Origin of the sequence: Streptomyces sp. NPDC005899, from assembly GCF_040629645.1 — a bacterium.
Taxonomy (GTDB): Bacteria; Actinomycetota; Actinomycetes; order Streptomycetales; family Streptomycetaceae; genus Streptomyces.
The window spans coordinates 1-15,881 of record NZ_JBEXWB010000131.1; the positions used below are offsets into that span (position 1 = coordinate 1).

At 72.2% G+C, this 15,881-nt stretch carries 11 protein-coding genes and 1 tRNA gene; 8 read left to right on the plus strand and 4 right to left on the minus strand.

The genetic code is table 11. The features are described 5' to 3' along the window. Positions 1-134: 134 nt before the first annotated feature. The gene (locus ABZ371_RS16740; protein WP_358679576.1) at positions 135-1,076 is read right to left on the minus strand and encodes a hypothetical protein; all 942 of its coding nucleotides are present in this window, start codon (positions 1,074-1,076) and stop codon (positions 135-137) included. Between the two features lie 247 nt (positions 1,077-1,323). Here ABZ371_RS16740 and ABZ371_RS16745 point away from each other — a divergent pair, with 247 nt between their 5' ends. Next, positions 1,324-2,097, plus strand: coding sequence for a serine protease (locus ABZ371_RS16745; protein WP_358679579.1), 774 nt, complete (start codon positions 1,324-1,326; stop codon positions 2,095-2,097). 6 nt (positions 2,098-2,103) lie between these two features. Here the strand turns inward: ABZ371_RS16745 and ABZ371_RS16750 are convergent, their stop codons facing one another. After that, positions 2,104-3,918 carry a beta-galactosidase family protein gene (locus ABZ371_RS16750; RefSeq protein ID WP_358679581.1) on the minus strand — a complete coding sequence of 605 codons (1,815 nt, stop codon included), beginning with the start codon at positions 3,916-3,918 and terminating at the stop codon, positions 2,104-2,106. A 126-nt stretch (positions 3,919-4,044) separates the two neighbouring features. Here ABZ371_RS16750 and ABZ371_RS16755 point away from each other — a divergent pair, with 126 nt between their 5' ends. The 5 genes from ABZ371_RS16755 to ABZ371_RS16775 all read left to right on the plus strand — a co-directional run bounded on the left by ABZ371_RS16755 (position 4,045) and on the right by ABZ371_RS16775 (position 11,188). Then, positions 4,045-4,923 (plus strand): AraC family transcriptional regulator, encoded by an 879-nt coding sequence (locus ABZ371_RS16755; RefSeq protein ID WP_358679603.1) that lies wholly within the window; start codon positions 4,045-4,047, stop codon positions 4,921-4,923. Positions 4,924-4,945: 22 nt separating this feature from the next. Next, a complete protein-coding gene (locus ABZ371_RS16760; RefSeq protein ID WP_358679584.1) occupies positions 4,946-5,278 on the plus strand; it encodes a chorismate mutase in 333 nt (110 codons plus the stop codon). Between the two features lie 258 nt (positions 5,279-5,536). Continuing rightward, entirely contained in the window at positions 5,537-8,089 is a 2,553-nt protein-coding gene (gene pepN, locus ABZ371_RS16765) for an aminopeptidase N (protein ID WP_358679587.1), read from the plus strand. A gap of 283 nt (positions 8,090-8,372) precedes the next feature. Next, positions 8,373-9,770, plus strand: coding sequence for a pyridoxal-dependent decarboxylase (locus tag ABZ371_RS16770; protein ID WP_358679589.1), 1,398 nt, complete (start codon positions 8,373-8,375; stop codon positions 9,768-9,770). Next, a complete protein-coding gene (locus tag ABZ371_RS16775; RefSeq protein ID WP_358679592.1) occupies positions 9,767-11,188 on the plus strand; it encodes a SidA/IucD/PvdA family monooxygenase in 1,422 nt (473 codons plus the stop codon). The genes ABZ371_RS16770 and ABZ371_RS16775 overlap by 4 nt, the downstream gene beginning before the upstream one ends. A 110-nt stretch (positions 11,189-11,298) precedes the next feature. Here ABZ371_RS16775 and ABZ371_RS16780 read toward each other — a convergent pair whose 3' ends face one another. Beyond that, positions 11,299-13,110: a 5'-nucleotidase C-terminal domain-containing protein gene (locus tag ABZ371_RS16780; RefSeq protein WP_358679594.1), complete on the minus strand. Its 1,812-nt coding sequence runs from the start codon at positions 13,108-13,110 to the stop codon at positions 11,299-11,301. 291 nt (positions 13,111-13,401) lie between these two features. Here ABZ371_RS16780 and pyk point away from each other — a divergent pair, with 291 nt between their 5' ends. Continuing rightward, complete coding sequence (gene pyk, locus ABZ371_RS16785; protein WP_358679597.1) at positions 13,402-14,835, plus strand: pyruvate kinase; 1,434 nt, start codon at positions 13,402-13,404, stop codon at positions 14,833-14,835. 175 nt (positions 14,836-15,010) lie between these two features. On the opposite strand, the gene ABZ371_RS16790 is transcribed toward pyk, so the two are convergent. Further along, positions 15,011-15,093: transfer RNA gene (locus tag ABZ371_RS16790), tRNA-Leu, on the minus strand. Between the two features lie 92 nt (positions 15,094-15,185). Here ABZ371_RS16790 and ABZ371_RS16795 point away from each other — a divergent pair. After that, positions 15,186-15,842, plus strand: coding sequence for a response regulator (locus tag ABZ371_RS16795; RefSeq protein WP_358679600.1), 657 nt, complete (start codon positions 15,186-15,188; stop codon positions 15,840-15,842). Positions 15,843-15,881: the final 39 nt, after the last annotated feature.

Below are 15,881 nucleotides of genomic sequence, written 5' to 3' on the forward strand. Positions count from 1 at the left end.
CACGGCCGGGCCCCGCGCCCTTGGCGTGCCCGCTCCGGCGTCCGGGCTCGCGCCTCTGGCGTACCCGGCCCCCACGTCCGGGCCCCACGCCCCCGCCGTGCCCGCCCTCACGGCTGTCCCGGAGTGCGCCCGTGTCAGGTGTCGCAGTCCAGGACCGTGCCGCACAGCCCGCACCGGGCGCGTGTCCGGCCCCGCACGGGTACCCGGATGCGCTGGTGGCAGGTGGGGCAGGCGAAGGAGACCCGCAGCCCGGCGGCACCGTCCTCGAAGCCGTACGCGGCGGCCGGGTCCGGGTGTGTGCCCGGGTGTTCCCGGGCCTGGCGCCGGTCCTTCGCGTACCGGCGGCGGCCCGCCCACCCCGCGGCCGACAGCGGCGGCCTGCGCAGGTCGCGCAGGGCCCGCTCCCGGCCGTGGGTGTACGCCGTGTACGCCTGCGGGCTGGTGAACCAGACGGCCGGGTCCTCGCCGAACAGCAGCGCGCGCTTGGCGAGCACGTACCCGAACTCCTCCGGAGTGAGGTAACCGAGTTTCTGGCTGGAGCCGGCGTCCTGGCGGAAGGCGTCCAGCAGGAGCCAGCCCGCCCCGAGATAGGCCGTCACCGTGTCGGTGAGGATCTCGTTGTCCCGCGTGCCGGGGAACTCCAGGCCCAGGCGGTGCAGCAGCACATGGGTGATCTCGTGGGCCAGGGCGGCCCCGATGTCCCTGCGGTGCGTGCGGAAGCGGTCGTTCAGCTCGACGAAGTACTCGGGCCCCGCCGTCAGTTCGACGCTCGCGGCGTGCTCCATCGGCCGGAAACCGACGATGACCCGGGCCTCCGGGAGGCGCAGGTGCCGCACGAGCGCGTGGGCCACCCGCTGCGTGCCGAGGTGGAGGTCGTCGGCGTCGGAGAACGCGGCGTCGACGGGGGCGAGGCTGGTGGTGTACCGGCCCACGCCGTCGGGCGATATCCGCCGGTAGAGCGCGGTGATCGCGGACCGGACGGTGTCCAGATGCGGGAACCCGTGGACGACCGGGCCGCCTCCGGCGCTGCCGCCCGTCCTGCCCTCCGCGCCGCTCCCGTCATTCACGCCGCTCATCCCGGACCCCCGTCGACGACGCCCCTCGGACCTTCACTGTAGAGGGACCCGTGGCGGGGGCGGGTGGTTGACCGCTCGGAGATCTTGGCCGGAAAGCCCGCCTTGTGGAATCGGTGATCACTTCCCGATAATCGGACCGTTCTTGTCGGGAGCATGGCGAGAATGTGGCCGCATCCCGGCGCGGACCAGCACGCCCGCACGCCTGCCCAGCACCCCCCACCGCTTCCCACAGGAAAGCAGGCAGTCAGTGAAGCAGCTTCTGCGCGCCCTCAAGAGATGCTCCGTCATAGCCGCCGTGGCCCTCGCCGCCATCAGCCTCCAGCCCTCCGGCGCCTCCGCGGCCCCCACCCCCGTCGTCGGCGGCACCCGGGCCGCCCAAGGGGAGTTCCCCTTCATGGTCCGGCTCTCCATGGGCTGCGGCGGGGCGCTCTACGCCCCCAACATCGTCCTCACCGCCGCCCACTGCGTGAACGGATCCGGCAACAACACCTCCATCACCGCCACCGCCGGCGTCGTCGACCTCCAGTCCTCCGCAGCCGTCAAGGTCCGCTCCACCAAGGTCCTGCGGGCGCCCGGCTACAACGGCGCCGGCAAGGACTGGGCCCTGATCAAGCTCGCCCAGCCGATCAACCTGCCGACCCTGAAGATCGCCACCACCACCGCGTACGACACGGGCACCTTCACGATCGCCGGCTGGGGCGCCGCCACGGAGGGCGGAGGCCAGCAGCGCTACCTGCTGAAGGCCAACGTCCCCTACGTCTCCGACTCCGTCTGCCGGCAGGCATACGGGAGCGATCTCATCCCCGGCGACGAGCTCTGCGCCGGATACAGCGCCGGCGGCGTGGACACCTGTCAGGGCGACTCCGGCGGCCCCATGTTCCGCAAGGACGACGCCGGAGCCTGGATCCAGGTCGGCATCGTCAGCTGGGGTGAGGGCTGCGCACGTCCCGGCTACCCCGGCGTCTACACCCAGGTCTCGTCCTTCGCGTCCGCCATCGCCTCCGCGGCGGCCACCCTCTGACCCAGCTCAGCAGGCCGGCCGCCGCGCGTCCCCGGGGACGTCCGCTCCGACGGGCGCCCCCGGGCCCAGCTCCACGTACGGCGCGCCGGCCTCCTCCAGCTCCAGCACCCACACCTCGTTGGCGCCCTCCCGGAGCACCGGACCCGGGACGTACAGCGTCCGCTGCGGTCCGGCCGACCAGTAGCGGCCCAGACAGAAGCCGTTGACCCAGACGAACCCCCGTGTCCACCCCGGGAGTTCCAGGCCCGCGTGGTCCGCGTCCGCCTCGCCCGCCAGCTCGAAGAAGCCCCGGAACAGGCCCGTCGGTCCCGCCTCCCCGACGCCCTCGAACGGCACCGCCGCCACCGCCCCCGGCTCCTCGAAGGCGGCCAGCCGCAACGCCCGGGCCCGCACCCCGTGCAGGAACTGCCGCTCGTGCAGCACCCCGCCGGTGATGCCCTTCGGCTCACCCAGCCGCGGCCCGTAGTTCACCCGCCCCAGCGACTCCACCCACAACTCCACCCGCGCCGGTCCCGCGACCGGCACCTCCAGCGTGTGGTCCTCCTCGGTCAGCACCCCCGCCCGCACCCCGTCCACGGACACCACCGCCCTGTCCCGCAGCCCCGCGACACCCAGCGGATACGGCCGACGAGGACCGGGTACGTCCACCCGGTAGCGGACCACCCCGCGGTCCACACCCAGCTCCTCGAACGTCGGCGGCACCCCGTGCACCGGACCCTCCGGGTCGCCCAGCGCCTCCAGTGCCCCCGCCAACGGCACACCCTGCGTCAGCTCCACCCGCACCACCCGCCCCAGCCCCACCGGCTCCGGCGGCAGCCCGGGCAGCGGACCGTCCGCGTACCGTGCCAGCACCTCCCGCATCCGCCAGAACTTCTCCGTGGGCCGCCCGTACTCGTCGACGGGCGCGTCGTAGTCGTACGACGTCACCGTCGCCGCCAGTGCCCCGTCGTGCAGCGGACCCGAACGGTTCGCCCCCGCCCAGCCGGCGAAGTTCGTCCCCCCGTGGGCCATGTACACGTTCACCGAAGCCCCGCACTCCAGGACCTCCCGCAGCGCCCGAGCCGTCTCCCCCGGATCGCGCACGACGGGGCCGGCCCCCCAGTGCCGGAACCAGCCGCACCAGAACTCCATGCACATCAGCGGCCCACGCGGCCGGTGCCGGCGGAGTATCCCGAACGCCTCACGCGCCCCCGACCCGAAGTTGACCGTCACCGGCACACCGGGCACCGAGCCACCCGACAGCATGTGGTCCTCCGGGCCGTCGGAGGTGAAGAGCGGCACCGTCACCCCGCAGCGGCGCAGCAGTGCCGCCAGCTCCTCCAGATGTGCCGCGTCGGAGCCGTAACTCCCGTACTCGTTCTCCACCTGCACCATGACCACCGGGCCGTCCGCGGTGATCTGGCGCCGCGCCACCTGGGGAAGCAACTCACCGAACCAGCGCTCCACCGCCGCCGTGTAGCCGGCGTCCCGCGTCCGCACCCGGCGGCCGAACCGTCCCGTGACCCACGCCGGCAGCCCCCCGTTCTCCCACTCCGCGCAGATGTACGGCCCGGGCCGCACGATCGCCAGCAGCCCCGCCCGCTGTGCCGCGTCCAGGAAACGGCCGAGGGCCCCCACGTCCCGGTAGCCGCCCTCGGACGGCTCGTGCAGATTCCACGGCACGTACGTCTCCACGCAGTTCAGGCCCAGCGCACGCAGCATCGACAGCCGGTGCGGCCAGTGCTCCTCGTGCACCCGGAAGTAGTGCAACGCCCCCGACAGCAGGCGCACAGGGCTGCCGTCCAGCCGGAAGCCCTCGTCCCCCACGGTGAAGTCAGCCATCGCCCCATACGCTCCTTCGTACGCACACCCCGCCCCGGCACCCAGCCTCGGCCCCTGGCGCCCGGCCCGTCCATGGAGAAAGATCAGCTTCGCTTGGACGCAGCACCTGACAGGAAGCGGGAGCCGATGTACCGGACCTGGACGCGGTGCTTCACACCCGGCGCCCACCACCACCGGCTCGGCCTGGCCTGCCTCGGAGTCGGCCTCCAGCACGGGGCCCTGCCCACCGTCGGACCGCGCACCCTCGACCACCACGTCGCCGTACTCGTCGGCGCGGGCAGCGGATGGTTCGCCGGATCCGACGGCCGCCGCACCGCCGTCACCGCTCCCAGCCTGATCTGGCTCACCCCCGGAACACCCCACCACTACGGCGCCGGCCCCGCCGGCTGGGACGAGAGCTTCGTCGACTTCACCGGCCCCGCCACCACCACCTACACCGAACTCGGCTTCATCGAGCCCGACCGCCCCCTCGTCCCCCTCACCGACACCTCCGGGCCCCGCGCCGCGATCGGCCGCATCGTGCGCGCCGCACACCGGGACGACCCCCACCTGGACGTCGAAGCGGGCGCCGCCCTCCACGAACTGCTCGTGTCACTGCGCCGGGCACGCGCCGACACCGCGCCCGACGGCGAGTCCGTGCTCGCGGCCCTGGCACGCCACGCCTGCCGGCCGCTGACCGTCGCCGAGCACGCCGCCCGCCACGGCATGACACCCGCGCAACTGCGCGCCGCCGTGCGGCGCGGGGCCGGCTGCAGCCCCAAGGAGTACCTCCTCACCGTCAGACTCGGCCGCGCCGAGGAACTCCTCGCCACCACCGACCTGCCCGTCGCCGCCGTCGCCCGCCGCGTCGGCTACGACGACCCCGCCTACTTCTCCCGGCTGTTCGCCCGCCGCGTGGGCACGGCGCCCGTCCGCTTCCGCGAGCAGCAGAGGCATGCCGTCCCCGGTGGCTGGAGCGACCGGATCCCGGCCCCGGGCCGCCCACCGGTGACCGCGCCCGGCTGAACAGGCCCTAAGCTCGCTGACCATGACCACGAGCGACATCGACGCGTCCGTCACCGCCGAGCTGAACCGACTGCGCGAGAGCATCGACAACATCGACGCCGCAGTCGTCCACATGCTCGCCGAGCGGTTCAAGGCCACCCAGCAGGTGGGCCACCTCAAGGCCGCCCACCACCTCCCGCCCGCCGACCCGGCACGCGAAGCCCGCCAGATCGCCCGGCTGAGGCAGCTCGCCGAGAGCGCAAAGCTGGACCCCGCCTTCGCCGAGAAGCTGCTGAACTTCATCGTGGCCGAGGTCATCCGCCACCACGAGCGCATCGCCGAGGAATCCGGGGACAGCCCGGCCACCGGCGCCTGAGGCCGACAGGCCCGGCAGGCCCGTACGAAAGCCCCGGCCGGAGCCGCGCCCGGCAGGCGTCCTGACCGGTCCGCCGGCAGGCGTCCTGACCGGTCCGCCGGCAGGCGTCCTGACCGGTCCGCCGGTGGGCGCCCACCGCTGCCCCCACCGGCGGGCGGACCCCGGACGGCGGTGCCCGCCGCGCGGACGGGGCCCCGGCCAGCAGCCCTGCGAGAACCCCGCTGCGCGGCCCCCGGCCCGTACGGCAGCATGGGCGCCATGTCCGTACTGACGCGCGACGAAGCGCAGACCCGTGCCCAGCTCCTCGACGTCCACCGGTACACGATCGACCTCGATCTGACCGCGGGGGAGGACACCTTCGACTCCCGCACCGCCATCCGGTTCAGTGCGGAGGCGGACGGCGACACCTTCGTCGAACTCAAGCCGGAAACGCTGCGCTCCATCAGCCTCGACGGACAGCCCCTGGACCCCGCCGCCCTCTCCGGGAACCGCTACCCGCTCCCCGGGCTCACCGCCGGCCCCCACGAACTGCGGGTCGACGCCGCCATGCGCTACTCCCGCACCGGTGAGGGCATGCACCGCTTCACCGACCCGGCCGACGGGCACACCTACGTCTACACCCAGCTCTTCCTGGACGACGTCCAGCGCGTCTTCGCCGCCTTCGACCAGCCCGACCTCAAGTCCGTCTTCGACCTCACCGTCACCGCGCCCGAAGGCTGGACCGTCCTCGGGAACGGCACCGCCACCCAGGACGCCGAAGGCCGCTGGACGATCGCTCCGACCCCGCCCGTCTCCACCTACCTCGTCGCCGTCGCGGCCGGCCCCTGGCACTCCGTGACGACGCAACACGCCGGGCTGCCTTTCGGCATCCACTGCCGCCGCTCGCTCGCCCCGTACCTCGACGCCGACGCCGGCGAGATCCTCGACATCACCCGCGCCTGCTACGACCGCTACCACGAGAAGTTCGACGAGCCCTACCCCTTCGACTCCTACGACCAGGCATTCGTCCCCGAGTTCAACGCCGGTGCCATGGAGAACCCCGGACTCGTCACCTTCCGCGACGAATTCATCTACCGCTCCGCCGTCACCGACACCGAACGCCAGACCCGCGCCATGGTCATCGCCCACGAGATGGCCCACATGTGGTTCGGCGACCTCGTCACCCTCACCTGGTGGGACGACATCTGGCTCAACGAGTCCTTCGCCGAGTACATGGGCTACCAGACGCTCACCGAAGCCACCCGCTTCACCGACACCTGGGTCGACTTCGGCGTCGCCCGCAAGGGCTGGGGCTACGACGCCGACCAGCGTCCCTCCACGCACCCCGTCGCCCCCGCCCCCGACGCCGTCCCCGACACCGCCTCCGCGCTCCTCAACTTCGACGGCATCTCCTACGCCAAGGGGGCCTCCGCGCTCCGCCAACTCGTGGCCTGGCTGGGGGAGAAGGACTTCCTCGCCGGAATCAACACCCACTTCGCCCGCCACCGGTTCGCCAACGCCACCCTCGCCGACTTCATCGACAGCCTCGCCTCGGCCACCGACCGCGACGTCCACGCCTGGGCCGCCGACTGGCTCCGCACCACCGGCATCGACACCCTCACCGCCCGCGTCGAGGACACCCACCGCTCCTGGACCCTGGCCGTCGACCGTGACGGCACCCGGCCGCACCGCATCGCCGTCGGCACCTACGACTTCTCCCTCGACACCCAGTCCGGTGCCGACCAGCTCGTCCTGCGCGAACGCCTCGAACTCGACGTCCCCCAGGCCGGCGCCCCCGCCACCCTGCCCGGCCGCCGCCCCGCCCTCGTCGTCCTCAACGACGACGACCTCACGTACGCCAAGGTCCGCCTGGACGCCGGCTCCTGGGACACCGTGCTCACCGGCCTGTCCCGCATCCCCGACCCCCTCACCCGCGCCGTCCTCTGGAACACGGCCCGCGACATGGTCCGCGACGGCGAACTCCACCCCACCGCCTACCTCACCGCCGCCCGCACCCACCTCCCGCGGGAGACCGACCTCGCCCTCGTGCAGGGCGTCCTCACCTTCGCCACCACCCACATCGCCGACCGCTACCTCACCCCCCACGACCGGCCCACGGCCCTGGCCACCCTCACCGACCTCTGCCGCGACCTCCTCCGCCGCACCGAGGGCCTCACTGCGAAGGACTGGGAACAGGGCATCGGCACCCCCCGTCCCGACAGCCCGGACCCCGGCCTCCGCCTCACCGCCGTACGCCACTTCATCGCCGCCGCCACCCAGCCCGCCACCATCCAGGACTGGCTCGACGAGGGCACCGTCCCCGGCGGCCCCGAACTCGACCCCGAACTCCGCTGGCGCATCCTCACGCGCCTCGCCGTCCTCGGCGCCACCGACGAGAGCGCCATCGCCCGCGAACTCGGCCAGGACCCCAGCGCCACCGGACGGGAAGGCGCCGCCCGCTGCCGGGCCGCCCTGCCCGAGCCCGAGGCCAAAGCAGCCGCCTGGCAGTCGATGTTCACCGACGACACCGTCTCCAACTACCTCTTCACCGCCACCGCCCAGGGCTTCTGGCAGCCCGAACAGAGCGACGTCCTCGATGACTACGTGCCCCGCTTCTTCCCGGCCGCCATCGCACTCGCCGCGCGCCGCGGCTCCGCCATGGCCGACGCAGCGGGGCGCCACGCCTTCCCCGTCCACGCCGTCGGCACCCGGACCCTCGAGCTCGGCGAGGACGCCCTCCACGACGAGAGCCTCACACCCGCCCTGCGCCGCAAACTCGTCGACCAGCTCGACGACCTGCGCCGCGCCCTGGCCGTACGTACGGCGCACTGACCGGCCCCACCACGCACGGCACCCCGCCCCACCCGGAGGCCCGGGCGGCGGACACACCCCCGCGCCCCTCGGACACCGCTCCGTGCCCGGCCCCCGCTCCCCGGGGGCCGGGCACAGCCATGCGAACGGCGCACGCCTATACCAGCCACCCGACCCGCACTCCACCCGCACCCGGTAGCAGTACCCCTTTCGGGTTCAGATCGTTGGGCTCTCCGGCCGCATCCTCCGCAATCCGGACAAGCTGGCACGACCGCCCCCGCGTACCCGAAGGACCAGATCACCCATGCCCATCCCGCCGCTCGCCGGAGGAACCGCAGGCCCCGCCCACCTGCGCCCCCTCATCGACACCGTGCTCACCGCCCTGCACCACGGCGCCACCCGGCGCGACGGCCCCCTCCCCGCGGGGGGCCCCGCCACCGTCACCCAGCACCTGCGCGACGCCGCCCACCCGCTCATCCCCGACCAGGGCACCGGCGCCCACCACGCCCTGCGCACACTCGTCACCGCGCTCGCCGAAGGCGCCGCCGACCCCGCGCACCCCCACTGCGCCGCCCACCTGCACACCCCGCCCCTCGCGCTCGCCGCCGCGGCCGACCTCGCCGCCTCAGCCCTCAACCCCTCCATGGACTCCTGGGACCAGGCCCCGGCGGCCTCCGCCCTGGAAGACCTCCTCACCACCGCACTCGCCGCCGAGGTCTACCCGCACGCCACGCAGCCCGACGCCCTCGTCACCACGGGCGGCACCGAGGCCAACCAGCTCACCCTCCTCCTGGCCCGTGAACGCCACGGCCCCGTACAGACCGTCTGCGCCGCCAACGCCCACCACAGCATCGCCCGTGCCGCCTGGCTCCTCGGCCTCCCCCGGCCCGTCGTCATCCCCGCCCCCACCGGCGTCATGGACGTGACCGCGCTCCGCGACGCCCTCCTCCGCCTCGACGGCCCCCTCCTCGTCACCGCCACCGCGGGCACCACCGACACCGGCCGGATCGACCCCCTCGACCACATCGCCGACCTCACCACCACGCACGGCGCCGACCTGCACATCGACGCCGCCTACGGCGGCCCCCTCCTGTTCAGCCCCACCCACCGCGCCGCGCTCACCGGGCTCCACCGCGCCGACAGCGTCACCCTCGACCTGCACAAACTCGGCTGGCAACCCGCGTCGGCCGGCATCCTCGCCGTCCCCCACCGGCACGACCTCGACGCCCTCCACCACCACGCCCCCTACCTCAACGCCGACGACGACACCGACGCGGGCCTCCCCGACCTCCTCGGCCGCTCACTGCGCACCACCCGCCGGCCCGACGCCCTCAAGATCGCCGTCACCCTCCAGGCACTCGGCCGCGACGGACTCGCCGACCTCGTCGACCGCACCGTCGCCGCCGCCCACCACCTCGCCCGCGTCGTCACCCGGACGCCCGGCCTCCAGCTCTACGCCCACCCCACCATCAGCACCGTGCTGTTCCGCCCCGCCGGTGCCGACGACACCACCGTCGCCGCCATCCGCCGCACCCTCCTCACCGACGGCCGGGCCGTCCTCGGCAGGGCCCACGCCGACGGGCGCCTCTGGCTCAAGGCCACCCTGCTCAACCCCCACACCACCCCCCAGGACCTCGACCGCCTCACCGCCCTCGTCACCCAGGCCGCCACCGCCCTCACCGAAGGAAGCGCTCCCCGATGACCGACCGGACCGACCGGCCCACCCCCCGCCCCGACCGGACCCACGACCTCATCGGCATCGGCATCGGCCCCTTCAACCTGTCCCTCGCCGCCCTCGCCCACCACACCCCCCACCCCCTCACCACCGCCTTCTACGAACAGAAGCCCGCCTTCCACTGGCACCCCGGCCTCCTCATCGACGGCGCCACCCTCCAGGTCCCCTTCCTCGCCGACCTCGTCACCCTCGCCGACCCCACCAACCCCTGGAGCTTCCTCAACTACCTCCGCACCCGCGAGCGGCTCTACCCCTTCTACTTCGCCGAGCGCTTCCACATCCAGCGCACCGAGTACGACGCCTACTGCCGCTGGGTCAGCAGGCAGCTCCCCACCCTCCACTTCAGCCACCAGGCCGACGCCGTCCGCTGGAACGCCGACCGCTCCTTCTTCGAAGTGGACTACACCCGGCTCGACCCCCACGGCCAGGCCCAGGGACTCGGCCGCGCCCACGCCCGCCACGTCGCCCTCGGCGTCGGCACCGAACCCTTCGTCCCCGAGCCCCTGCGCCCCCTGGCCGAAGCACCCGGTGTGCCCGTCCTCCACTCGGCCGACTACCTGCACCACCGCGACACCCTCCTCGGTGCCGGCCACATCACCGTCATCGGCTCCGGCCAGTCCGGCGCCGAGATCTTCCTCGACCTGCTGCGCGCCCGCCCCCGAGGAGCCGAACGGATCCACTGGCTCGCCCGCACCCCCGCCTTCGCCCCCATGGAGTACTCGAAGCTCGGCCTGGAGCACTTCACCCCCGACTACACCCGCTACTTCCACGCGCTGCCCGAAGCCGTGCGCGACACCCTCGTCCCCAGCCAGTGGCAGCTCCACAAGGGCATCGACACCGACACCATCACCGCCATCCACGACGAGCTCTACCGCCGCACCCTCCACGGCGGCTGGCCCGACGCCACCCTCACCCCCGGGGTCCACGTCCGTACGGCGGGCAGGCTCGCCGGCTCCCGGATCGAGCTCCACCTGGAACACACCCAGGAAGGCACCCGCACCCGCCTCGCCACCGACGCGGTCGTCCTCGCCACCGGCTACCGGGAACGCCCCGTCGACAGCCTCCTCACCGCCCTCGCCCCCCACATCCGCCGTGACGCCTCCGCGCGGCCCCGCATCGACGAGTCCTACCGCCTCGAACTCGATCCGGCCGTGACCGGCCACATCTACGTGCAGAACGCCGAGCGCCACACCCACGGAGTCGGGGCCCCCGACCTCGGCCTGGCCGCCTGGCGCAGCGCCACCATCCTCAACGACCTCACCGGCACCACCCCGTACCCCCTTCCGCAGCGCACCGCGTTCACCACCTTCGGTCTCACCCCCCACCACGAAGCGAGGATCCCGGGCCAGAACACCGGCCCCGGCTCACTCACCCACGGCCGCTGACGCACGACGGCGGCCGCCCCCTCACCAGGGAACGGCCGCCGCCACCGGCTGTGCTCACCTCACGAGCACGTGCCCACCTCCGCCAGGCCCGGCCTCTGCCGGGGGTGCCTCTAGAACACCGGCACGCCCTCACGCGTCAGCCGCCAGTCCACCGAGGCGAACTCCGCGGGGTCCACGGAACCCCTCGCCTGCACCCAGGCGATGATCGTGTTCCGGATCTCCTCCGAATTCGCCCACACCTGCTTCGCACCGGGGACGTGCGGGAAGTTGCCCCCGCCGCTCGCCCGGTAGTTGTTCACCGCGAACACGAACCGCGCCGCCGGGTCGACCGGCTCGCCCTGGAACGACAGCCCCACGATCCGCGAACCCGCGGGCTTCGCGATGTCGATGTCGTACGTCACGCCCGACACCACGTCGTAGTTGTAGTCCGGGATGTTCTCCGCGTTCGTCAGCGTCGACGTGTCCACCGGCGCACCCGCGGCCGTCCGCACGTAGTACCTCGCCGAGAACTCCAGGTAGTCCTTCAGCTGCGCGCCCGTCAGCAGCCGTGCCTCGAGCGTGTTCTCGAACGGGTACAGCCCCGCGGCGTCCTTGATGGTCACCGCGCCCGCCGGGATCGCAGCCGTGCGCGAGAAGCACGCGGCCTGCGACAGCACCGGCAGCGCCGCGTACTCCCCACCCGCCAGGGCCGCCTTCACCGTCTCCGCCTGCACCAGGTTGATCAGGTCGATGACCGGCTCGTCCTTCCAGGGCGCGTCCACCGTCGACATGGACGCCACCGACGTACCGATCACCTGGTTCACGTACGCCACCACCTTCGTGTGCTCGTCCCCGAGCATCGACGTGATCCGCGGGTCCTCCGCCACCGTGTTGGAGTTCAGGACCTCCGCACCGGCCTTCTCGACCACCCAGCGGCCCTTCTCCCACACCAGGTCGAAGTCGAACAACGTCAGGCGCTGCCCCCACTTCAGCGGCTCCGAGAGGACGACCTGCTTGCCCGTCGCCTTGTTGGTCACGAAGTACTCGGGGATCTCCGCGTGCGCGTGTCCCACCAGGATGGCGTCGATCCCCGGCACCTGCTCCGCCACCAGGCCGGCCGCGTTCTCGACGTACGGCAGCTGGTCCCCGTACGACGACGTCCCCGACGACCCCGAGTGCGCCGACACGATCACCACGTCAGCGCCCATCGAGCGAAGCTTCGGCACCCACTTCGCGGCCTGCTCCTCCAGGCCCGGGAACACCATCCTCCCGCCCACGTTGGCCTTGTCCCAGATCGCGATTCCGGGGTTCGTCAGCCCCAGCACCGCCACCCGCACATCGCGCCCGTGCGGCGTGCGCAAGCGCTTGATCACGTACGGGGCGAAGGCCGGCCGCAACGTCTTCGCGTCCAGTGCGTTCGCACCGAGCAGCGGGAAGTCGCACTGCTTCTCGAACGTGCGCAGGACCGGGATGCCGTAGTTGAACTCGTGGTTCCCCAGCGCCGCCGCGTCGTAGCCGATCGCGTTCATCGCCTGCGCCATCGGGTGCACCGGCCCGCGCCGCGCCGTGATCGGGTCCACCTTGGCGTAGTAGTAGGACAGCTGGGTGCCCTGGATCGTGTCGCCCGCGTCGATCAACAGGGTGTTGTGGCGCCCCCGCTCCTGACGGATCCGCTCCACGAGCGTGGAGATCTTCGCCAGGCCCACGTCGTTGTGCGCCTTGTCGTCGAACTCCTTGTCCGTGAAGTAGTCCCAGTTGAACACGTTGCCGTGCAGGTCCGTGGTCCCCATCACGGTGAACGAGTACCGCTTCGCCGGACGCCCGTGCCCGTGCCCCTTCGGCTCGGCGGCTCCGGCCGGCCCCGCGACGGCCCCGCCGGCCAGCGCCACGCCCGCACCCGCCACGGCCGAACGGCCCAGAAACGTCCTACGGTTCAACGGCATCCTTGACTCCTCGTCCAGACGAACAACGCGCGTAGATTCTGACCCGGCCGCCACCCTCCGCAACACCCCGCGCAGGTTTCGATCTGGTGACCACCAGCCACGCCGATGTGCGCCGGCTCCCCGAGCCGCCCGCTGCCGAACCGACAAGCGTACGAATCACCCCGCGGAAGAATGCTCATCGGAGCACCCCGCCGCACAATTCAACACTTGTCAAAGACCTTTCTCCCAAAGGTCGTTGTCCTTTCATGCAGACCCAATTACCTACCCATAGGTAAGGTCTAGGCTCGAACCATGCGCCGAGCCAAAATCGTTTGCACCCTGGGACCCGCGACCGACACGTACGACCAGATCAAGGCACTCGTGGAAGCGGGAATGGACATCGCCCGCCTCAACCTCAGCCACGGCACCTACGCCGAACACCGAGCGCGCTACGAACACGTGCGCAGGGCGTCCGAGGAAACGGGCCGCAGTGTGGGAATCCTGGCCGACCTTCAAGGCCCGAAGATCCGTCTCGGCCGCTTCGCCGAGGGACCCGTACTCCTTGAACGCGGCGACGACTTCACCATCACCGTCGAACCGATGGAAGGCGACCGCCACGGCTGCGGCACCACCTACGACGGCCTCGCCGCCGACGTCACCCCCGGCGAACGCATCCTGATCGACGACGGCCGTGTCACCCTCGAGGTCACCGAGGTCGACGGGCCACGCGTGCGCACCACCGTCATCGAAGGCGGCATGGTCTCCGACCACAAGGGGCTCAACCTCCCCGGCGTCGCCGTGTCCGTGCCCGCCCTCTCCGGCAAGGACGTCGACGACCTGCGCTGGGCCCTGCGCACCGGCGCCGACATCATCGCCCTCTCCTTCGTGCGCAGCGGACGCGACATCGACGACGTCCACCGGATCATGAAGGAGGAGGAGCGCCACGTCCCGGTGATCGCCAAGGTCGAGAAGCCGCAGGCCGTCGACAACATCGACGACATCGTCGCCGCCTTCGACGGCATCATGGTCGCCCGCGGCGACCTCGGCGTCGAGATGCCCCTCGAACAGGTGCCCATCGTGCAGAAGCGGGCCATCAAGCTCGCCAGGCGCAACGCGAAGCCCGTCATCGTCGCCACGCAGATGCTCGACTCGATGATCGACAACTCGCGCCCCACCCGGGCCGAGGCCTCCGACGTGGCCAACGCCGTCATCGACGGCACCGACGCGGTGATGCTCTCCGGCGAGACGAGCGTCGGCAAGTACCCGATCGAGACCGTCCGCACGATGGCCCGCATCGTCGAGGCGGCCGAGGAGGACATCCTCGCCAAGGGTCTCCCGCCCCTCACCGACCGCAACAAGCCCCGCACCCAGGGCGGCGCCGTCGCCCGCGCGGCAGCCGAGATGGGCGACTTCCTCGGCGCGAAGTTCCTGGTGGCCTTCACCCAGAGCGGCGACACGGTCAAGCGGCTCTCCCGCTACCGCTCCCCGATCCCCCTCCTCGCCTTCACTCCCGACGAAGCCACCCGCGCCCAGCTGAACCTGACCTGGGGCGTGGAGACCTTCCTCGGCCCGCACGTGGAGTCGACGGACGCGATGGTGGCCCAGGTGGACGAGGAACTGCTGCGGATCGGCCGGTGCCGCAAGGGTGACGTCGTGGTCATCACGGCGGGGTCCCCGCCCGGAGTCGCCGGCTCCACGAACCTCGTGCGGGTGCACCACATCGGTGAGGACGACAGCCCGGAGTGACGGGTGCCCGTGGGGCACGCCCGGAGTGAGCTCCATGGGGGGAGGGCGGGCGAGGGCCCGCCCCGCTTCCGTGCCGTGGACGCCCACGCGACCGCGAGGAGCTGACGGCTCCACGGCGGGCGGCCTGAGGCGGACGTTCACGGGGAGGCGGGCATCCGCTGCCGGATGCCGACTGTGCCGGGTGCGGGAGTCGAACCCGCACGCCCTTTCGGGCAGATTGGTTTGAGCAATCAGCGTCTGCCGTTCCGCCAACCCGGCCAGGTGTGCTTCGCAGTGTACCGGGTGACCGTACGGGGTCGCAGCTAGGTAGTCTCGTGGGCAGCAGTCCCTGCCCTGGAACAAGGAGCCCCGTGACCACCCCCGAGTCGCCCCAGCCCGTAGACGCCGTCGACGACGACAAGTCGCACGTCCCGCCGCTGACGACCCGTGTCGTCATCGCCGAGGACGAGGCCCTCATCCGCCTCGACCTCAAAGAGATGCTGGAGGAAGAGGGCTACTCGGTCGTCGGCGAGGCGGGGGACGGGCAGCAGGCCGTCGAGCTGGCCCGGGAGCACCGGCCGGACCTGGTCATCCTCGACGTGAAGATGCCCGTCCTCGACGGGATCTCCGCCGCCGAGAAGATCGCGGAGGAGTCCATCGCCCCGGTCCTGATGCTCACCGCCTTCTCGCAGCGCGACCTCGTCGAGCGGGCCCGGGACGCCGGGGCGATGGCGTACCTGGTGAAGCCGTTCAGCAAGAGCGACGTGGTCCCGGCGATCGAGATGGCCGTGTCCCGGTTCGCCGAGATGAAGGCGCTCGAAGGCGAGATCGCGGACCTCTCGCAGCGGCTGGAGACACGGAAGCTGGTGGACCGGGCGAAGAGCATCCTCCAGACGGACTACGGGCTCTCCGAGCCGGCGGCGTTCCGCTGGATCCAGAAGACGTCGATGGACCGCCGCATGTCCATGCAGCAGCTCGCCGAAGCGCTCATCGAGGACGCCGAGGAGAAGAAGAAGGCCGCCGAGTAGGCCCGTACCGCCCACGGAAGAGGGCCCGCGCCCCGGTGA